General features: G+C 71.3%; 21 protein-coding genes. 15 read left to right on the forward strand and 6 right to left on the reverse strand.

The annotated features are described in order from the left end of the window. Positions 1–124: 124 nt before the first annotated feature. The 13 genes from KZQ38_RS19865 to KZQ38_RS19920 all read left to right on the forward strand — a co-directional run bounded on the left by KZQ38_RS19865 (position 125) and on the right by KZQ38_RS19920 (position 11,990). Positions 125–1,129, forward strand: coding sequence for a LacI family DNA-binding transcriptional regulator (locus KZQ38_RS19865; protein WP_308258491.1), 1,005 nt, complete (start codon positions 125–127; stop codon positions 1,127–1,129). Next, the gene (locus KZQ38_RS19870; protein WP_219443637.1) at positions 1,119–2,561 is read left to right on the forward strand and encodes a sugar ABC transporter ATP-binding protein; all 1,443 of its coding nucleotides are present in this window, start codon (positions 1,119–1,121) and stop codon (positions 2,559–2,561) included. Before KZQ38_RS19865 ends, KZQ38_RS19870 begins: the two co-directional genes overlap by 11 nt. Beyond that, the gene (locus tag KZQ38_RS36330; protein WP_257901809.1) at positions 2,558–3,517 is read left to right on the forward strand and encodes an ABC transporter permease; all 960 of its coding nucleotides are present in this window, start codon (positions 2,558–2,560) and stop codon (positions 3,515–3,517) included. Before KZQ38_RS19870 ends, KZQ38_RS36330 begins: the two co-directional genes overlap by 4 nt. Positions 3,518–3,531: 14 nt before the next feature. Then, positions 3,532–4,455, forward strand: a complete 924-nt coding sequence (locus tag KZQ38_RS36335; protein WP_257901810.1) for a substrate-binding domain-containing protein — start codon at positions 3,532–3,534, stop codon at positions 4,453–4,455. Beyond that, on the forward strand, positions 4,452–5,309 hold the full coding sequence (locus tag KZQ38_RS19880; protein WP_219443638.1) for a ribokinase: 858 nt from the start codon (positions 4,452–4,454) through the stop codon (positions 5,307–5,309). The genes KZQ38_RS36335 and KZQ38_RS19880 overlap by 4 nt, the downstream gene beginning before the upstream one ends. Then, positions 5,306–5,695, forward strand: a complete 390-nt coding sequence (rbsD, locus tag KZQ38_RS19885) for a D-ribose pyranase (protein WP_219443639.1) — start codon at positions 5,306–5,308, stop codon at positions 5,693–5,695. The genes KZQ38_RS19880 and rbsD overlap by 4 nt, the downstream gene beginning before the upstream one ends. 517 nt (positions 5,696–6,212) lie before the next feature. Beyond that, the gene (gene sigM / locus KZQ38_RS19890) at positions 6,213–6,830 is read left to right on the forward strand and encodes an RNA polymerase sigma factor SigM (RefSeq protein WP_219443640.1); all 618 of its coding nucleotides are present in this window, start codon (positions 6,213–6,215) and stop codon (positions 6,828–6,830) included. Then, positions 6,827–7,558: an anti-sigma factor family protein gene (locus KZQ38_RS19895; protein WP_219443641.1), complete on the forward strand. Its 732-nt coding sequence runs from the start codon at positions 6,827–6,829 to the stop codon at positions 7,556–7,558. Before sigM ends, KZQ38_RS19895 begins: the two co-directional genes overlap by 4 nt. Before the next feature lie 96 nt (positions 7,559–7,654). Further along, positions 7,655–8,647, forward strand: a complete 993-nt coding sequence (trxB, locus tag KZQ38_RS19900) for a thioredoxin-disulfide reductase (RefSeq protein ID WP_219443642.1) — start codon at positions 7,655–7,657, stop codon at positions 8,645–8,647. Positions 8,648–8,672: 25 nt separating this feature from the next. Continuing rightward, positions 8,673–9,002: a thioredoxin gene (trxA, locus tag KZQ38_RS19905; protein WP_219443643.1), complete on the forward strand. Its 330-nt coding sequence runs from the start codon at positions 8,673–8,675 to the stop codon at positions 9,000–9,002. Positions 9,003–9,174: 172 nt separating this feature from the next. Further along, entirely contained in the window at positions 9,175–10,317 is a 1,143-nt protein-coding gene (locus KZQ38_RS19910; protein ID WP_219443644.1) for an N-acetylmuramoyl-L-alanine amidase, read from the forward strand. A 116-nt stretch (positions 10,318–10,433) separates the two neighbouring features. Continuing rightward, entirely contained in the window at positions 10,434–11,705 is a 1,272-nt protein-coding gene (locus KZQ38_RS19915) for an AAA family ATPase (RefSeq protein WP_219443645.1), read from the forward strand. A gap of 147 nt (positions 11,706–11,852) precedes the next feature. Beyond that, positions 11,853–11,990 carry a hypothetical protein gene (locus KZQ38_RS19920; RefSeq protein WP_219443646.1) on the forward strand — a complete coding sequence of 46 codons (138 nt, stop codon included), beginning with the start codon at positions 11,853–11,855 and terminating at the stop codon, positions 11,988–11,990. A 1-nt stretch (position 11,991) separates the two neighbouring features. Here KZQ38_RS19920 and KZQ38_RS19925 read toward each other — a convergent pair whose 3' ends face one another. Both KZQ38_RS19925 and KZQ38_RS19930 read right to left on the reverse strand, forming a co-directional pair. Further along, positions 11,992–12,987, reverse strand: a complete 996-nt coding sequence (locus KZQ38_RS19925) for a YdcF family protein (protein WP_308258492.1) — start codon at positions 12,985–12,987, stop codon at positions 11,992–11,994. 13 nt (positions 12,988–13,000) lie between these two features. Further along, positions 13,001–13,633 (reverse strand): GNAT family N-acetyltransferase, encoded by a 633-nt coding sequence (locus KZQ38_RS19930; RefSeq protein WP_219443647.1) that lies wholly within the window; start codon positions 13,631–13,633, stop codon positions 13,001–13,003. A 147-nt stretch (positions 13,634–13,780) separates the two neighbouring features. On the opposite strand from KZQ38_RS19930, the gene KZQ38_RS19935 reads away from it, so the two are divergent. Further along, complete coding sequence (locus KZQ38_RS19935; protein ID WP_219443648.1) at positions 13,781–15,100, forward strand: aminotransferase-like domain-containing protein; 1,320 nt, start codon at positions 13,781–13,783, stop codon at positions 15,098–15,100. 15 nt (positions 15,101–15,115) lie between these two features. Next, complete coding sequence (locus KZQ38_RS19940; protein WP_219443649.1) at positions 15,116–16,060, forward strand: D-alanine--D-alanine ligase family protein; 945 nt, start codon at positions 15,116–15,118, stop codon at positions 16,058–16,060. A 92-nt stretch (positions 16,061–16,152) separates the two neighbouring features. Here the strand turns inward: KZQ38_RS19940 and KZQ38_RS19945 are convergent, their stop codons facing one another. The 4 genes from KZQ38_RS19945 to KZQ38_RS19960 all read right to left on the reverse strand — a co-directional run bounded on the left by KZQ38_RS19945 (position 16,153) and on the right by KZQ38_RS19960 (position 19,533). Then, on the reverse strand, positions 16,153–17,136 hold the full coding sequence (locus KZQ38_RS19945) for a ParB/RepB/Spo0J family partition protein (protein WP_219443650.1): 984 nt from the start codon (positions 17,134–17,136) through the stop codon (positions 16,153–16,155). Beyond that, positions 17,133–18,005 (reverse strand): ParA family protein, encoded by an 873-nt coding sequence (locus KZQ38_RS19950; protein WP_308258493.1) that lies wholly within the window; start codon positions 18,003–18,005, stop codon positions 17,133–17,135. Before KZQ38_RS19950 ends, KZQ38_RS19945 begins: the two co-directional genes overlap by 4 nt. Before the next feature lie 143 nt (positions 18,006–18,148). Then, a complete protein-coding gene (rsmG, locus tag KZQ38_RS19955; RefSeq protein ID WP_219443651.1) occupies positions 18,149–18,826 on the reverse strand; it encodes a 16S rRNA (guanine(527)-N(7))-methyltransferase RsmG in 678 nt (225 codons plus the stop codon). 248 nt (positions 18,827–19,074) lie between these two features. Next, complete coding sequence (locus tag KZQ38_RS19960; RefSeq protein WP_219443652.1) at positions 19,075–19,533, reverse strand: NUDIX hydrolase; 459 nt, start codon at positions 19,531–19,533, stop codon at positions 19,075–19,077. Between the last annotated feature and the right edge of the window lie 27 nt (positions 19,534–19,560).

The following is a 19,560-nucleotide window of genomic DNA, read 5'->3' on the forward strand; positions in this document are numbered from 1 at the left end:
CGGTGCCGTATCCGTATCCGTACCTCTACTCAATACCGCGTACCGAACAGGTCACGAGCTGAATCGAGACACTTGACAGCGCCCTACGTGTAACCGATTAACTTAGCCCTGTAATCGTTACCACGTGACCGAGGAGGTGCGCAGCGTGACCACGATCAAGGACGTCGCGCAGCACGCCGGCGTCTCGACCGCGACCGTCTCCCGCGTCCTCAACGGCCACGCCGCCCCCACCGAGGAGACCCGGACCCGCGTCCTCGCCGCCGTCGAAGAGCTGGGTTACCGCCCGAACGCCCTCGCCCGCTCCCTCCGCACCACCTCGACCACGACCCTCGGCCTGGTGATCAGCGACCTGGTCAACCCGTTCTTCGCCGAGATCGCCCGCGCCGTCGAGGAGGAGGCCCGCGCGCACGGCTTCTGCGTGATCGTCGCGAACGCCGACGAGTCCGCCGAGCAGCAGGCGACCTACGTCCGCAACCTCCTCGACCGCCGCGTCGACGGCCTCCTCGTCTGCCCCGCCACCGACGACCCGACCTGGATCGCCGAGGTGGAGGACAAGCACATCCCGCTGGTCCTGCTCGACCGCACGGTGGCCGGCGCGACCTGCCCGGTGGTCCGCGCGGACGGCGCGCAGGCCCTGGCCGACCTCGCCGCCGCGCTCACCGCCGCGGGCCACCGCCGGGTCGGCGTGATCGCGGGGCCGGCCGACACCAGCACCGGTCGCGAGCGCCTGGAGCAGTTCGCCCGCGGCGGGCTGGAGCTGGAGGTCGTGCACGGCGACTTCCGCCGGGACAGCGGCGTGCGCGCGGCGGCGGCGCTGCTGGACCTGCCGGACCGGCCGACGGCGCTGGTGGCGATGGACAACCTGATGGGCCTGGGCGCGCTGGAGGAACTGCGCCGCCGCAACCTGAAGGTGCCCGCCGACGTGGGCTTGGCCGTCTACGACGACCAGCCGTGGTTCCCGCTGCTCGACCCGCCGATCACGGTGGTCGCGCAGCCGACCGTCGAGATGGGCCGGGCCGCGGCGCGCAGCCTGCTCGCGCTCATCGCGGGTGAGCAGCCGGACGACGTGCGGCTCACCGCGCGCCTCGTGGTGCGCGGCTCGTGCGGGGAGGCGACCGGTGCTGCTTGAGGCACGCGGCATCACCAAGAGCTTCGCCGGCGTGCGGGCGCTGGACGGCGTCGACTTCGACGTGCGGCCCGGCGAGGTGCACGTCCTGCTCGGCGAGAACGGCGCGGGCAAGTCGACGCTGGTGAAGGTCCTGGCCGGCGTGCACAGCCCGGACGACGGCCGGGTCGAGCGCGCACCGGGCACCCGGCTCGCCGTGATCCACCAGGAGCTGGCGCTGGTGCCGAACCTCTCGGTCGCGGAGAACCTGTTCCTCGGCCGCCCGCCCCGTCGCTTCGGATTTGTCGACAAAGCGCGAATGCGACATGACGCCCAACGCCTCCTGGACCGCGTCGGCCTGCGCCTGGACCCGGCCACGCCGGTCGGCGGGCTGGGCATCGCGCAGCAGCAGATGGTCGAGATCGCCCGCGCGCTCGACCTGGACGCGCAGGTCCTCGTCCTGGACGAGCCGACCGCCGTGCTCACCGACACCGAGACGGACCGGCTGCTCGAGATCATGGCCGAGCTGCGCGACCGGGGCGTCGGCCTGGTGTTCATCACCCACCACCTGGACGAGATCCGCCGCATCGCCGACCGCATCACGGTCCTGCGTGACGGCCGCAGCGTCGGCGTCCTGCCGCGTGGCGCGTCCGTGGACCGGATGATCGAGCTGATGGTGGGCCGCGCCATCGCCGAGCGGTACCCGCGTCGGCGCGGCACACCCGGCGAGGTGTTGTTCGAGGTCGAGGGCCTGACCCGCGCGGGCGCGTTCCAGGACGTGTCGTTCCGGGTGCGGGCGGGCGAGGTGGTCGGCATCGCGGGCCTGGTCGGCGCGGGCCGCACCGAGGTGGTGCGTGCCGCGTTCGGCGTCGACCGCTACGACGCCGGCCGGGTGAAGGTCGCCGGCCGGGTGCTGCCCGGTCACGACGTGCGTGCCGCGATGCGCGCGGGCCTCGGCCTGGTCCCCGAGGACCGCAAGGCGCAGGGCCTGGTGCTCACCTCCACCGTCGGCGACAACCTCGGCCTGGTCACGCTCCGCTCGACGGCCCGCGCGGGCCTCGTGGACCGCGTCGGGCAGCGCACGCGGGCACGCGAGGTGGCGGACGCGTTGCGGGTCAAGACCTCCGGTCTCGGCCAGTCGGTGCGCGAGCTGTCCGGCGGCAACCAGCAGAAGGTGGTCATCGGCAAGTGGTTGCTCGCCGACCCGCGGGTGCTGGTGCTGGACGAGCCGACGCGTGGCGTGGACGTGGGCGCGAAGGTGGAGATCTACGAGCTGGTCAACCGGATGACGGCGGCCGGGCGCGCCGTGGTGCTGGTGTCGTCCGACCTGCCCGAGGTGATCGGGATGAGCGACCGGATCGTCGTGATGGCGCAGGGCCGGGTCGCGGGCGAGCTGCCCGCCGGCACGACCCAGGACAGGGTGATGGCGTTGGCAGTTCAGGAGTTCCCGGCATGAGTTCCACTGTGGACGGTCGCACGGCGTTCGCCCGCCGCGCGCTGGCGGACAACGGCGCGCTCGCGGGCCTGCTGCTGCTGGTGGTGGCGTTGTCGGTGCTCGCGCCGTCGTTCCTCAGCACGCAGAACCTGCTCAACGTCGGCGTGCAGGCGGCCGTGGTCGCGGTGCTCGCGTTCGGGTCGACCTACGTCATCGTGTCCGGCGGCATCGACCTGTCGGTGGGCAGCGTGGCCGCGTTGTCCGCGATGGTCGGCGCGTGGTCGTCCGCCGAGGCCGGCCTGCCCGGTCCGGTGGCGTTGCTGCTCGGCCTGCTGACCGGCGTGGTCGCGGGCCTGGTCAACGGAACGCTGGTGGCGTACGGGAAGCTGCCCGCGTTCATCGCGACGCTGGCGATGCTGAGCGTGGCGCGCGGCCTGACCCTCGTGGTGTCCCAGGGCAGCCCGCTCACCACGCCGGACGTGGTGAGCTTCCTGGGCTCGAACCTCACGCCGTTCCTGCCGGTGCCGTTGCTGGTGATGCTGCTCTTCTTCGGCATCACGGGTTTCGTGCTGTCCCGCACGTACTCCGGCCGCGCCATGTACGCGATCGGCGGCAACGAGGAGGCGGCTCGCCTCTCCGGCATCGACACCAAGCGGCAGAAGCTCGTCGTCTACGCGTTGTCCGGCCTGTTCGCGGCCGTCGCGGGCATGTTGCTCGCCGGGCGGCTGTCGTCGGCGGGTCCGCAGGCCGCCGTGGGCTACGAACTCGACGCCATCGCCGCCGTGGTCATCGGCGGCGCTTCGTTGTCCGGGGGTGTCGGCCGCGCCACCGGGACGCTGGTCGGCGCGCTCGTCCTGGCCGTCCTCCGCAACGGCCTCAACCAGTTGCAGGTGTCCCCGTTCTGGCAGCAGGTCGTCATCGGCGCGGTGATCGCGCTGGCCGTGCTGCTCGACACCCTTCGCCGCCGTACCCGATGAAAGGAATCAGGAAGATGAAGCTCCGCGGTGTCGCCGCGTTGTCCGCGCTCGCGCTCGCGCTGACCGCGTGCGGTTCGGGGACGACGACGACCGGGGGCGGTGGTGGCGACATCACCATCGGCCTGGCCATCTCCACCCTCGACAACCCCTACTTCGTGGCCCTGAAGGAGGGCGCCGAGAAGGCCGCCGCCGAGCTGGGCGTGAAGCTGACCGTGGCGGACGCGCAGAACGACGCGACCAACCAGGTCAACCAGGTCCAGACGTTCACCACCCAGGGCGTCGGCGCGATCATCATCAACCCGGTCGACTCCAAGCAGGCGTCGCCCGCCGCGAAGGCCGCCGAGAACGCGTCCATCCCGCTGGTCGCGGTGGACCGCTCGGTGGACGAGGGCAAGGTGGCGTCCGAGGTCGCGTCGGACAACGTGCAGGGCGGCACGCTCGCCGCCATCGAGCTGGGCCGCGCGGTCAGCGGCGACGTCGTGCACCTCCAGGGCATCCCGGGCGCGTCGGCGGCCCGCGACCGCGGTCGTGGTTTCGAGGAGGGCCTGAACTCGGGCGGCATCAAGGTCGTCGCCAGCCAGCCCGCGGACTTCAACCGCGCCAAGGGCCTGGACGTCATGACGAACCTGTTGCAGGCCAACCCGAACATCAAGGGCGTCTTCGCCGACAACGACGAGATGGCGCTGGGCGCGATCAAGGCGCTCGGTGACCGCGCGGGCAAGGACGTGCAGGTCGTCGGGTTCGACGGCACGCCGGACGGCCTCCAGGCGATCGAGGACGGCGTCATGGCCGCGACCATCGCGCAGCAGCCCGACGTGCTCGGCCGCAAGGCGGTGGAGCAGGCGGTGAAGGCGGCCAAGAAGGAGGTCGTGCAGGGCGTGGTCGACGTCGAGGTGAAGGTCGTGACCAAGAAGAACCTGGCAGAGTTCAAGAAGTGACGGTACTGGTGCTGGGCTCGGCCAACGCGGACCTCGTCGTGGCGGTGCCCCGCCGCCCCGGCGGCGGCGAGACGGTGCTGGGCGGCGACACGGTCGTGATGCCCGGCGGCAAGGGCGCCAACACGGCCGCCGCCGCCGGGCGGCTCGGGTGCGATGTCGCGCTGGTCGGCGCGGTCGGCCCGGACCAGTACGGGCGGCTGCTGCGCGAGTCGCTGGCGGAGTCCGGGGTGCGCACCGACCTGGTGCGCACGTCGGACCGGCCGACCGGCATCGCCTACATCACGGTGACCCCGGACGGCGAGAACTCCATCGTGGTCGCGCCCGGTGCCAACGCCGACGTGTCGCCGGCGGACGTGGATGCCTTGTCGTGGGACGGCGTCACGGTCCTGGTGTGCTCCCTGGAGGTGCCGCTGGAGACGGTCGTGCACGGGATCAGGACGGCGGCCGGGCGCGGGGCGCGGCCGGTGCTGAACCTGTCGCCCGTGGCGGACGTGCCGGCGGCGACGCTCGCGCTGCTCGACCCGTTGATCGTGAACGAGCACGAGGCGTCCCAGTTGGCCGACACGTTCGAGGGACTGCTTGATCTGGGGCCGCGGTCGGTGGTGGTCACGCTCGGTGCTCGCGGTGCGGCCGTGGTGACGGCGTCCGGCGTGGTCGAGGTGACCGCGCCGGAGGTGTCGCCGGTGGACACGACGGGCGCCGGTGACGCGTTCGCGGGTGCCCTCGCGGCCCGGCTGGCCGACGGGTCGTCGCTGGTCGAGGCGGCGCGGTACGCGGCGCGGGTGGCGGCGACGTCCGTGACCAGGGCGGGCGCGCAGCCGTCGTACCCGACCGCGGGGGAGGTGCTGCCGTGAAGCGGGCGGGCATCCTGCACGCGGGCCTGAACGCCGAGTTGGCGAGGCTCGGCCACACCGACGAGCTGGTGGTCGCGGACTGCGGCCTGCCGATCCCGGCCGGGCCGGCGGTGGTGGACCTGGCGTTCGTGTTCGGCGTGCCGTCGCTTCTCCAGGTGCTGGACGCGGTGCTGGCGGAGTTGGTGGTGGAGCGCGCTCTGGTCGCCGCCGAGGTGGACGAGCGCAACCCGCGGTGCGCCGCGGCGCTGACCACCCGTCTGCCGCTGGTCGACCGCGTGGCGCACGAGGAGTTCAAGGCGCGGGTCGCGGGTGTCCGCCTGGTGATCCGCACGGGTGAGGCGACCCCGTACGCGAACGTGTTGCTGCGCTGCGGCGTCCCGTTCTAGCCCCTCACCGCTGGGGCCAAGGCCGGCCGGCCTTGGCCCACCCCCGCCGGCGCGGGGAAGACGCCCGGTAGCCGAGGTGGTCACTGACAGACGACGAACCACCCCGCTGGCGCGGGGAAGACGTGGCGGATGTACCTGCACGACTCCGCGGTGAGGGACCACCCCCGCTGGCGCGGGGAAGACACCCGAGCCGACGCCGTGACAAACCCACTGACGGGACCACCCCCGCTGGCGCGGGGAAGACGCACACCTGGGACGTGGCCGGCCAGCGGCCGGTGGGACCACCCCCGCTGGCGCGGGGAAGACCCTTGTTGACCTGTGACTTTACAGCCGGGTGGGGTGGTTTTCATTCGGTTCACCATCGTCTCGTTATGAGCTTCGGGCACCGTCGCTCGGCGAAGGGGCTTGGGTGGACCCCCTGACCCCGAGCGCACGCCCCCGCGCGCGGACCGGGGTGCGGGAACATCGCTGAACGGGTGATCGTGGTGCACCCCGGCGGTGCCGATACCCTCTCTCCGTGACCGCCGCAGCCAGCTCGGACGCAGACCTCATCGCGGCTCATGCCGCCGGCGACCCGCACGCGTTCTCGGAGCTGGTGAAACGCCACCGAGATCGGATGTGGGCGGTCGCGTTGCGCACGTTGCGCGACCCCGAAGAGGCGGCGGACGCGTTGCAGGAGGCGTTCATCTCGGCGTTCCGCGCCGCCGGGAGCTTCCGGGCGGAATCGCAGGTCACGACGTGGTTGCACCGAATAGTGGTGAACGCGTGCCTCGATCGGATGCGCAGGCGGCAAACGCGTCCCACCGTGCCGCTGCCCGAGGCCGGTCCGGGTGAGCCGGTGGCGCCCCGGGACGCGATGGCGGAGCGGGAGACGCGGCTGGTCGTGCAGGCGGCGCTGGCGGAGCTGCCGGAGGAGCAACGTGCCCCGATCGTGTTGGTCGACGTGGAGGGATACTCGGTAGCGGAAACGGCGCAGTTGCTGGGCATCGCGGAGGGCACCGTGAAATCCCGGTGCGCCAGGGGACGCGCGAAGCTCGCCAAAGTTCTGGGGCACCTCCGGAACCGGAGTGCAGATGCGAACGTCCCAGTCGACGATGTGCAGGTGCAACAGAGACGTCAGTTGGAGGAACGATGACCGGCAATGTGCGGCGCTCCGGGCCGCCGTGGTCCGTCGACCTGCTGGCTGACCTGCACGCGGGTGTCCTCGACCCGCGGGACGAAGCGGAGCTGCGGGCGGCGGTGGCGCACGACGCCGACGCGCAGGCCGTGCTGAGGGCGCTCGACGCGACCGTGGAAGAACTCCACAACCTGCCGCCGATACCCATGCCGCGCCACGTGGCGGAGCGGATCGACGCCGCGCTCGCCGCCGAGGCCCGGCCGCTCGCACCGGTGGTCGACCTGACCGCGCGCAGGCGGCGCAAGCAGCTCGGCTGGGGCGCGGGGCTGCTCGCCGCGGCGGCCGTCGCGGTCGGTGTCGTGGTGGTGTCGACGCAGGGCAACACGGCCGCGCCGACCAGCGACCAGCAGGCGCTGCCCACCACGAAGGCGGACACCCCGGTCACCCACCAGCCGCTCGCGGTCAAGGGCAACGACTTCGGCCCGGTGTTCGGCGACGTGCTGAAGGCCCAGAACTACGGTCCGCTGGAGAACCAGGACAAGCTGGCGGGCTGCCTCCAGGGCGCGAACATCGTCAGCACCAAGCCGCTCGGCGTCAGCCCGATCACCCTGGACGGCCGGGACGCCGTGATGGCCGTCCTCCCCGGCGGCAAGCCGGGCGCGTTCCAGATCGTGGTCCTGGACCCCGACACGTGCGGACCGGACAACCCCAACGGCGTGCTGGCACGCAGCAGCATCACGCCGTAGTAGCCCACCTCACCCGGCCGGCCAGGAATCAAGGCACCCTACGATCCGTTGAACGCAGTGCAGGCCAGTGCCTGTCACGACTAACGGAGGTCGAGGGTGTCGGACGTTCGGAACCTGATCGTCGTGGGATCGGGGCCCGCCGGGTACACCGCGGCGGTCTACGCGGCGCGTGCCCAGCTCGAACCGCTGGTGTTCGAGGGGTCGCAGTACGGCGGCGCGCTGATGACCACGACCGAAGTGGAGAACTACCCGGGCTTCCGCGACGGCATCATGGGCCCCGACCTCATGGAGCAGATGCGGGAGCAGGCCAAGCGGTTCGGTGCGGAGCTGCGGGCCGAGGACGTGGAGTCGGTGGAGCTGGAGGGCGACGTCAAGTACGTCACCGCCAACGGCACCCGGTACGCGGCCAAGGCCGTCATCCTCGCCATGGGCGCCGCGCCGCGCTACCTGCACGTGCCCGGTGAGCAGGAGCTGCTGGGCCGCGGTGTGTCGGCGTGCGCGACGTGCGACGGCTTCTTCTTCCGCGACCAGGAGATCGCGGTGGTGGGCGGCGGCGACTCGGCGATGGAGGAGGCCACGTTCCTCACCCGCTTCGGCAAGTCGGTGACGATCATCCACCGGCGCGAGGACTTCCGGGCCTCCAAGATCATGCTGGAGCGCGCCCGCGCCAACGAGAAGATCAAGTGGTTGCTGAACTCCGAAGTCACGGAGGTCGTCGGCGACGGCACGGTGTCCGGGCTGAAGGTCCGCGACACCCGCACGGGCGAGGTGACCGAGCACCCGTTCACCGGCTTCTTCGTGGCGATCGGCCACGACCCGCGCAGCGACCTCGTGCGTGGTCAGGTCGACTTGGACGACGAGGGCTACGTCAAGGTCCAGGACCGCGGCACGTACACGAACATCCCCGGCGTGTTCGCCGCCGGTGACCTGGTGGACCACACCTACCGGCAGGCGATCACCGCCGCGGGCTCGGGGTGCTCCGCCGCGATCGACGCCGAGCGCTGGCTCGCCGAGCACGGTACGGGCGAGGCCGCCATCACCGCCGAGCACGTGGGCGGCGGTTACAGCGAGCCCGTCACCACCCGTTGAAAACCTTCTGACGAGGAGAACGAACATGGCAGGCGCCACCGTGCCGGTGACGAGCAACACGTTCACCGAGAACGTGTTGCAGAGCGAGAAGCCCGTGCTGGTCGATTTCTGGGCGACGTGGTGCGGCCCGTGCAAGATGGTCGCCCCGGTGCTCGAGGAGATCGCGGCGGAGAACGCCGACAAGCTCACGGTCGCGAAGGTCGACATCGACGCCAACCCGTCGATCGCCCGCGACTACCAGATCATGTCGATCCCGACCCTGATCCTGTTCCAGGGCGGCCGTCCGGTGAAGCAGATCGTGGGCGCGAAGCCGAAGGCGGCGCTGCTCAACGACCTGGCCGACGTCCTGGCCTGAACAACCCGCAGCGTGACCCGTTCGGCTACGCCGGTAGCCGGACGGGTCACGCTTTTCGTGGGTGGGTACCCACCGCTCGTAGCCCTGCGTGGGGCTCCTGTTCAGGCAGGGCACAATAGGGCGTCAACTTCCAGCGTCGGCGGATGTCGACGCCCAAGCGAACGAGGGGTCCATGCCGCTACTCCGCCGCGGGGATTTCGGCCCGGACGTCGCCGAGGTCAGGGCCACGCTGACGAGGATCGGCCTGCTGTCCGACCCGCAGCCGTCGCAGGTGTTCGACCTGCCGGTCGAGCACGCGGTGCGCGCGTTCCAGCAGCAGCGCGGCCTGATCACCGACGGCGTCGTCGGACCGGCCACGTACCGCGCGCTGCGCGACGCCACGTTCCGCCTGGGCGACCGGCCGCTGGCGTACCTGGTGTCCCAGCCGGTGACCGGTGACGACGTGTTCGCGCTCCAGGAGCGGCTGCTCGAACTCGGCTACGACGCCGGCCGCCCGAACGGCGAGTTCGGCAGGCAGACCGAGCTGGCGCTGCGCAGCTTCCAGCGCGACTACGGCCTGATCGTGGACGGCATGTGCGGTCCCGACACGGTGCGCGCCCTGCGTCAGTTGCAGCCCAAGGTGCGTGGCGGGCGGCCGGTGTTCCTGCGCGAGCAGGAGCGGGTCCGCCGGGCCGGGCCGCGGCTGTCGGGCAAGCGGATCATCATCGACCCGGGGCACGGCGGCGCGGACCGCGGCGTGGTGGTCGACGGCGTCGCCGAGGCGGACGTGATGCTCGACCTGGCCCGCCTGCTGGAGGGCAAGATGGCGGCGACCGGCATGGAGGCCCTGCTCACCCGCGGCCCCGGTCACTGCCCGGACGAGGGGGAGCGCGCGAAGTTCGCCAACGAGGCGGGCGCGGACCTGATCCTGTCGCTGCACACCGACGCCAACTCGTCGGCGTTGGCGGCGGGCGTGGCGAGCTTCCACTTCGGCACCGGCAACGGCACGTCGTCCACGGTCGGCGAGGCCCTGGCGGGGTTCATCCAGCGGGAGCTGGTGGCGCGGACCGGGATGCTCGACTGCGGCACGCACCCGAAGACGTGGGACATGCTGCGGATGACGCGCTGCACGGCGGTCCGCGTGGAGGTCGGCTACCTGACCAACCCGCGTGACCGGGCCCGGCTGGCGAACCCGTCGTTCCGGGACGTGGTGGCGGAGGGCATCCTCGTCGCCGTGAAGCGGCTGTACCTGCTGGGGAAGAACGACCAGCCCACGGGCACGTTCACGTTGGACGACCTGATGCGGCACGAGCTGACCACCGGCCAGGCCCGCTGACCCGGGACACACTCGAACGCGGGTAAACGCCTCTCAGGCGTCGACAGACGGCTGTTTTCGTCCATACCTGACGAAAGCGGGGCTGTAGCTACAGCCTGTCGACGGAGAGGTAACTCGTGCTGATCAGGTTCGAGGTGGCGAACTTCCGCTCGATCCTGGATCCGGTGGAGCTGTCCCTGGTGGCCGTCGACCGGGACCGCCCGGAGGCCCGCCCGGCACCCAACATCGGCGAGAGCCTGCTGCCCGTGGCCGCGATCTTCGGCCCGAACGCGTCGGGCAAGTCCAATGTGATCACCGCGCTCCACTGGCTCCGGGACGCGGTCGTGCACTCGCTCCGGTTCTGGGAGGACCGGATACCCGTCGACACGTTCGCCTTCGGGGACGGTCGTCGGCAGACGTCCGAGTTCGTGCTCGAAGCGATCGTGCAAGGAGTTCGCTTCGAGTACGTGCTCGAACTCGACAAGACGCGCGTCCACTACGAGGGCCTGTTCCACTACCCCGAGAAGAAGCGTCGGCGGGTCTTCGAGCGCGAGGGCGAGACCCTCAAACTCCAGCGTGGGCTGAGCGGCTTGTCCGGAACGCGCGAACTCCTCACTCCGCGCACGCTCGTGCTGGCCGTCGCGCGGCGGTTCGAGGAACCGCTGGTCAACGGTTTCGCCGCGGTGTTGAGGAACACGCAGGTGCTCGCGCCGTGGCCGACCGGGCGACGCTCGACCCACAACCCCACTGCCTGGTGGTTCGGCCTGGATCCCGACCAGGCCCCGTCGTCGCTACCCGGAGCGGACGACACCTCCCGGGAAGACCGCGCCCAGGCCCTCGCCATGCTGCGCATGGCCGACCTGGGCATCGACGACGTCGTGATCGACTCGGAAGAGATGCCCTTCCCCGGAGACGACGTGCCGCCCGGTGTCGGGCGGACACGGAGGCGAATCCGGTTCGTCCACCGGTCCGATGACGCACTCGTGCCGCTGGACCTGCACCAGGAATCCGAGGGCACGCGCACCTGGTACCGCCTGATCGGTCCCGTGCTCAGTGCGCTGCGACTGGGTTCCCCGTTGTTGTTCGACGAGCTGGACGCGAGCCTGCACCCGACGCTGTCCGCGCAGCTGATCCGGTTGTTCCACGATCGGGTCACCAACCCCCTGGGCGCACAGCTGATCTTCACCTCGCACGACACCAGCCTGCTCAACCACCTGAACCGGGACGAGGTCCGGCTGACCGAGGAGCTCCCGAACGGCACCACCCGGCTCGGCGCGTTGGCCGATTTCGCGGGGGAGCGCGTGCGCAGGTCGCAGAACCTGGAGAACGCCTACCTGCACGGCAGGTTCGGCGCACTGCCGGACGTGGACCGCACCGCGGTGCTCCGGGTGCTGGGGCTGATCGGTTGACCGCGAACCGCAAGAGGGCCGGCAAAAGCCTGCGCCGGACAGCCGCCACCCGACCAGTGCAACGCCCACCTCGACACCGATGCGGCCGTACGCCGGCGACGAAGCCTCGACGGGAGCACGGGCAAGCAGCTCGACGTCGCCCGGTACATGCCCCACCGGGGAACTGCGGTCAACCGCGCCGCCGCGCTCGCCGCGCGCCACAAGCAGCACGGGAAGATCGTCCCGTACGACAACCCGTCGTCCTCGATGCACCTGTTCCTGACGGCGATCGGGGCGGCCCGCTGACCTACCGCAGGATCAGCAGCAGGTACAGCACCACCAGCACACCGCAAACGCTTGCGTGCACGACCGGGTGCCGGGCGAGGAGGGCGACGAACTCGCGCAGGAAGGCGCTGGGCAGGAAGTACCACGCCGTGGGCGAGCCGATGACCTCCAGTTTCATCCGCAGCCGCCGGGCGAGGACGGCGGTGCGGAAGACGTGGAAGTTGTTGGTCACCGCCACGGCCCGGCCGTCGTGGCCGCGTTCGGCGAGCAGGGCGCGGCTGTACCGGAGGTTCTGCTCGGTGGTGGTGGCCCGGTCTTCCAGGACGATCGCCGACTCGGGCACCGAGCTGTCCAGCAGGTAACCCCGCATGGCGGCGGCCTCCGAGACGGCCTCGTCGGGGCCCTGCCCGCCGGAGACGACGATGAGCGGGTCGTGGCCGGCTGCCACCTCGCGTCGGTACACGGCCACCGCCCGGTCCAGCCTGCTCGCCAGCAGGGGTGGGACGCGGTCGCCCGCCAGGCCCGCGCCCAGCACGATCACGGCGGTGAAGCCCGTGCGCCGCCCGGTCTTGCCGTAGAGGATCGAGTACAGCAGCAGGCTGACGAACAGGAACGCCACGTACCAGGCGATGACGACCAACGCGCCGACGACGGCGTGCACCCACGTCCGCTCCGACCGCAGCGCGAAGCCGAACGCGACGATCAACGTCACCATGGCCAGCCCGGTGAGCAGGGACAGCAGGTTCGCCAGGCCACGGCCCTCGCGCCGGAGCATCACCACGCCGTTCACCACGAGGGCGACCGGCAGCACCAGCACGGCCAGCAGGAACACGACCAGCACGGCCCAGCCGATGACGGCGTTCACCCACGTCGGCAGGTCGTCGCGGGACACCAGCCACAGGAACGCGAACACCAGGGTCAACCCCAGCCAGACGGCGTTCATGACCCGTCGCCGGTCACGCCGGACACCGAGGGCGAAGTTCAGGGCCGACACCGCGGCGATGATCGCGTAGAGCACGCCGCCAACGTACCTACGCGGGACGGAAGCTCGGTTCGGCCGTCGACACGGACACCGTGCTGAGCAGGCGCTCCAACGCGGCCTCGACGTCTTCCTTCCACGACGACGCGCTGCGCAGCTCCAGCCGCAGCCGCGGCCAGCGCGGGTGCGGCCGGACGGTCTTGAAGCCCACCTGGAGCAGGAAGTCGGCGGGCGTCACGCACGACTGCTCGTCCTCGTCGGGCCGGTTGTCGCCGAACGCCTCGATCGCCTTCACGCCGCGCCGGGTCAGGTCCTTCGCCACGGTCTGCACCAGCACGCGCCCGAGCCCGCCACCGCGGAACTCCGGCAGCACCTCCAGGCCGGTCATCAGCACCGCGTCGGGGCTGGCGGGCGAGGTGGGGAAGGCGAGCGACCGGGGCACGGCCGCCGGCGGCGCGTAGAAGACGGAACCGGCCGGGATGCCGTCGCAGTAGATGATCCGGCCGCAGGAACCCCATTCGAGGAGGACGCTGGAAACCCACGCCTCCTTCTCGAACTCGGTGTCCCCGTACTCCTCGGCCTGCTCCTTGAGATGTGGCGCCAGTTCCCAGAACACGCAGGTCCGGCTGTGCTTGGAAAGGTGCTCCAGGTTGTCCAGAGTGACGCCCACGACGCGTCGCGACACCCCGACCTCCCAACCCCCGTAGGCGAACCCCTACGAAGGATATGCGGATGTGACCCCCGTCTGGAAGGCACATGCCCCGAACGGGACGGCGGTTACACTCAGCCGGGAACAAACCCGCCGGTAACCACTACCACGTCGGAGTTCCCCGTGAACCTACCCGGTCAGCACCCGAAGCAGGGCGCCAGAAGCCTCGATCCCCACCTGCGCCGGTACGCGGCGCGCACGGCGGGCATGACGGCATCGGAGATCCGGGCGCTGTTCGCGGTGGCGAGCCGACCCGAGGTGGTGTCCCTGGCGGGGGGGATGCCCCACCTGGCAGCGCTTCCGCTCGACTCGCTGTCGGCCGAGATCGGCGACCTCATCGCGCAGGACGGCCTGGTCGCGCTCCAGTACGGCTCCGCGCACGGCGTGCCCGAGCTGCGCGAGCAGATCTGCGACGTGATGGCGCTGGAGGGCATCTCCGCGCACCCGGACGACGTGGTCGTCACCGTGGGCTCGCAGATGGGCCTGGACATGGTGACCCGGATCTTCTGCGACCCCGGTGACGTGGTGCTCGCCGAGGGCCCGTCGTACGTCGGCGCGCTGGGCTCGTTCGCCGCCTACCAGGCGCAGGTCGTCCACGTGGCGATGGACGCGGACGGCCTGGTGCCCGCCGCGCTGCGCGAGGCGCTGGCGTCCGTCGAGCGGTCCGGTCGCCGGGTCAAGTTCCTCTACACGATCCCGAACTTCCACAACCCGGCGGGCGTGACGCTGGCCGTCCAGCGGCGGGCGGAGGTGCTGGAGATCTGCCGCGCGCACGGCGTCCTGGTGGTCGAGGACAACCCGTACGGGCTGCTCGGCTTCGACGGCGTCACGTACCCGGCGCTGCGGTCCACCGACCCGGACAACGTCGTGTACCTGGGCTCGTTCTCCAAGACGTTCGCCGCGGGCCTGCGCGTGGGCTGGGTGCTCGCGCCGCACGCCGTGCGGGAGAAGCTGGTGCTGGCCGCCGAGTCGGCCACGCTGTGCCCGCCGACGCTCAACCAGCTCATCGTGTCGCGCTACCTCTCGACGCACGACTGGAAGGGCCAGGTCAAGGTCTACCGCGAGGCGTACCGCGAGCGCCGGGACGCGGCGATCTCGGCGCTGGAGCAGCACATGCCGGCTGGTTCCACGTGGAACAAGCCCGCCGGCGGGTTCTACGTGTGGCTGACCGTGCCGGAGGGGATCGACACCAAGGCGATGCTGCCGCGCGCGGTCACGCAACGCGTGGCGTACGCGTCCGGCACCGGCTTCTACGCGGACGGCCTGGGCAGCCGCCAGTTGCGCATCTCGTACTGCTACCCGACGCCGGAGCGCATCCGGGAGGGCGTGCGGCGGCTCGCGAACGTCATCAAGGACGAGATGGAGTTGCACGAGACGTTCGGCCCCACGGCCGCGCGGCGTGCCGTCCCGGGGCCGCAGACCCCCTCGCCCGACACCGCCTGATCAGGAGAAGAGAAGTTGTCTGACCGCTGGGTCGCTGTGCTGTCCGGTGGCCTGTCGCACGAGCGCGAGGTGAGCCTGCGGTCCGGTCGCCGGCTCTCCGCCGCGTTGCGTTCGGCGGGTCTGGTCGTGGAGGAGTGGGACGCCGACACCCAGCTCGTGCACCGGTTGCACGAGCACCGCCCCGACGCCGTCGTGGTCGCCCTGCACGGCGGTGAGGGCGAGAACGGGTCCGTGCAGACGATCCTGGAGATGCTCGGCGTGCCGTTCGTCGGGACGGACTCCCGCGCGTGCCGCCGCGCCTGGGACAAGCCGACCGCGAAGGCGGAGCTGGCGCGGGCCGGGCTGACGACGCCGGAGTGGGCCGTGCTGCCGCACGCGACGTTCCGCGAGCTGGGTGCGCAGCCCGTGCTGGACGCCCTGGTGGAGCGACTGGGCCTGCCGCTGATGTTGAAGCCGGACCAGGGCGGGTCGGCGCTGGGCGCGCAGGTGGTGCGGGAGGCGGCCGAGCTGCCCGCCGCGATGGTCGGGTGCCTGGCGTACGGGGACACCGTGCTCGCGGAGCGGTACGTGGAGGGCGTCGAGGTGGCCGTCGCGGTGGTGGACGGTCCGGACGGGCCGTACGCGTTGCCGCCGGTGGAGATCGTGCCGGAGAGCGGCGTGTACGACTACACCGCCCGGTACACCGCGGGGCTGACCGACTTCCACGCGCCGGCTCGGTTGGCCGACAAGGCCGCCCACGCGGTGGGGGAGCTGGCGGTGGCGGCGCACCGGCTGCTCGGGTTGCGGGACGTGTCGCGCACCGACGCCGTCGTGGCGGCGGACGGCACGGTCCACTTCCTGGAGGTGAACGTGTCGCCGGGCCTGACCGAGACGTCGTTGCTGCCGATGGCGGTGGAGGCGGCGGGTGCTTCGCTCGGGGAGATCTACGCCGGTCTCGTGGAGCGCGCCGTGTCGCGTTGATCGACCGAACATGACTACGGCCCCGCAGTGCGGGGCCGTAGTCATTTAGCTACCAGACGTAATCATCACCGTGACATAAGGGCCGTGGGTGATCACACGTCTGTCGTACGTGTCCGATTTGCCGCTTCCGGCGACATGAGCTGGATGATCCGCTCCAGGTCGTCCACGGAGCCGAACTCGACCACGATCCGGCCCTTCCGCTGGCCCAGCTCCACCTTGACCCGCGTGTCGAAGTCGTCCGACAGCCGCTCCGCCAACTCCTGGAGCCCCGGCGCGAGGACGGGCTTGCGCCGCACCTGCTTCGCCTTCGCCGGCTCGGCCGACTTCGCCAGCGTCACGGCTTCCTCGGTCGCGCGCACCGACATGCCCTCGGCCACGATCCGGGTCGCCAGCTCCTCCTGCACGCCCGGGTCCTCCAGGCCGAGCAACGCACGCGCGTGCCCCGCCGACAACACGCCGGCCGCCACCCGCCGCTGCACGGGGAGGGGCAGCTTCAGCAGGCGGATCGTGTTGGTCACGACCGGGCGGCTGCGGCCGATGCGGTCCGCCAGCTCCTCGTGGGTGACGCCGAACTCCTGGAGCAGCTGCTGGTACGCCGCCGCCTCCTCCAGCGGGTTGAGCTGGACGCGGTGGATGTTCTCCAGCAGGGCGTCCCGCAGCATCACGTCGTCCGCGGTCCGGCGGACGATGGCCGGGATCGTCGTCAGCCCGGCGAGCTGGGTGGCCCGCCACCGGCGCTCGCCCATCACCAGCTCGTAGCTGCCCGGCCCGACCGCGCGCACGACGATCGGCTGCATCAGGCCGAACTCGCGGATGGAGTGCTCCAGCTCGCGCAGCGCCTCCTCGTCGAACACCTGGCGCGGCTGCTTCGGGTTGGTGCGGATCGCCGTGACCGGCAGCTCCTGGTACACCGCGCCGGCCACCTCGCCCGCGGGTGTTTCCGTGAAGGGCTCGCTGGGCGCAGGGGTGGTCCCGGTTCGGACCGCCCGGATCGGGGTCGGGGCGCCCACCGGGGGTCCGCTCGGGATCAGTGCCGCCAGACCGCGGCCGAGGCCACCCTTGCGCTGTTCCGTCATGCCGTCCCCATCTCCGCGCCGCGTTCGGCGATCTCCCGTGCCGCGTCCAAGTAGCTCATCGCGCCGCGCGAGCCGGGGTCGTAGGTGAGCACCGTCTGACCGAAGCCCGGTGCCTCCGACACCTTCACGCTGCGCGGGATGACCGTGCGGAGCACCGTGTCGCCGAAGTGGCCGCGCACCTCGCTGGTCACCTGGTCGGCGAGCTTCGTGCGGCCGTCGTACATGGTGAGCAGGATCGTGGACACGCTCAGCGTCGGGTTCAGGTGCGCCTGCACCAGCTCGATGTTGCGGAGGAGCTGTCCCAGGCCCTCCAGCGCGTAATACTCGCACTGGATCGGGATCAGCACCTCCTGCGCCGCGACCATCGCGTTGACGGTCAGCAGGCCCAGCGACGGCGGGCAGTCGATGAACACGTAGTCCGGGCGGATCGGCTCCAGCGCCTCCGGGCTCAACGCCTCCTTCAGGCGTGATTCACGGGCGACCATCGAGACGAGTTCGATCTCCGCGCCCGCGAGGTCGATCGTGGCGGGCACGCAGTACAGGTTGGGGGACTGGTTGCTGACCTGGGCGGCCTCGGCGACGGACAGCTCACCGATCAGCACCTCGTACACGGAGGGGGTGCCGGACCGGTGCTCGACGGCCAACGCGGTGCTGGCGTTGCCCTGCGGGTCCAGGTCGATCACGAGGACCTTGAGGCCGTGGATGGCGAGCGCGGCGGCCAGGTTCACCGTGCTGGTCGTCTTGCCGACACCGCCCTTCTGGTTCGCGACGGTGAGGACGCGGCGGCGGGCGGGGCGGGGGAGTTGGGAGGAGTCGGGGTGCAGAACACGGGTAGCGCGTGCTGCTTCCTCCGCGATGGGGGTCCACACGGTGCTGTCTCCTGCGTTGTCGTCCGAGCCGTTGGTGGTCGGGCCGTTGTCGGGGCGGAGCGCTGCACCCGCACCTGCCGGTTCGGTTTCACGTGGAACACCGGCCGCTTGGAACACCGGTTGCAGGGGGTCGGGGTGCACGGTCACCGATCCTTCCTTCTCCGCCGCGTGCCGTCACGGCGGCTCGCCTGCTCGTCGCGCTCCACCAGCACGACGGTGGTCGGCAGTTCGAGTACGTCACCACCGCAGGCGGTCACGCGGGGCCGGACGCCACCGGCTCGCCGCACCGCCTCGGCGTCGCGCTCCAGTTCCTCCTCGGCGCTCTCGCCCTTGAGGGCGACCAGCAGACCGCCGGGGCGGAGGAGGGGGAGGCACCACCGGGAGAGCCGTTCGAGCGGGGCCACGGCGCGTGCCGTCACGACGTCGCTGCCCGCCAGCCGGTCCCGCACCGCCACCTCCTCGGCCCGCCCCCGGAGGACGTGGACCTCCAGTTCCAGCGCCTCGACCACCTCGGACAGCCACGTCACGCGACGGGCCATCGGCTCCAAGAGCGTGAGGTCGAGGTCGGGGCGGGCGATCGCCAGGGGGATGCCCGGCAAGCCCGCGCCCGAGCCTACGTCCACCACCCGGCAACCTTGGGGAAGCAACTCCGCGATGACCGCGGAATTGAGGATGTGCCGCTCCCAGAGGCGGTCGACCTCGCGCGGACCGATGAGCCCGCGCTCGACCCCGTGCTCCACGAGCAGGTCCCGGAAGGCGACCGCCTTGGGGTAGTGGTCACCGAAAACCCGCTGCGCGCGGTCCTCCAGAGGTGCGGCCATGTCTCCGTCGTTTCACGTGAAACCACGCGGCGGTACCGCGCCGGGTGGGTTGGCGGGGGCGGCCACGGGGGCGGCGGGCGCCCCGCTGGTGTGCCGGTGCCCACTATGACGGATCACCCCGGCGACACGCCAAATCGACGTGATCAGACCGACGGTGTTTCACGTGGAACGGTGAGCCGGGGTTCCACGCGGCGCGGCGTTCCACGTGAAACGGGCGGTGTTTCACGTGGAACGTGATGGCGCGTGTTTCACGTGGAACGTGGCGGGCGGCCGTCCGGCGGTCGCGTCCGGTACATCTCCAGCCCGACGTCCACCGACTCCACCCGGTCCAGGCCCGGCACGTCCGCCAGCGGGAACCACGCGGCGCGGTCCGTCGAGCCGCCCACCTCGTACCGCAGTTCGCCACCCACCACCGCCGCCTCGTACAGGATGCGGATGCGGTGGTAGTCCACGTCGTCGCCATCGGAGTTGAGCGGGCCGCGCACGCTCTGGATGCCGAGCAGCCGACGCACCTCCGCGTGGTACCCGGTCTCCTCGTGCACCTCGCGGATCACGGCGTCGTACGGGTCCTCGCCGTGGTCGACCCCGCCGCCGGGCAAAATCCACCGTGGCCGCTCCGGCCCCAACCACCGCGACAGCAGGATGCGGTCCTCCTCCACGATCACCGCGTAGGCGGCGACCCGGAGCTTCCGGATGATCTCACTCATGCCGCGACCGTTTCACGTGGAACACGA

The organism is Saccharothrix obliqua (genome assembly GCF_019375475.1).
GTDB lineage: Bacteria > Actinomycetota > Actinomycetes > Mycobacteriales > Pseudonocardiaceae > Actinosynnema > Actinosynnema obliqua.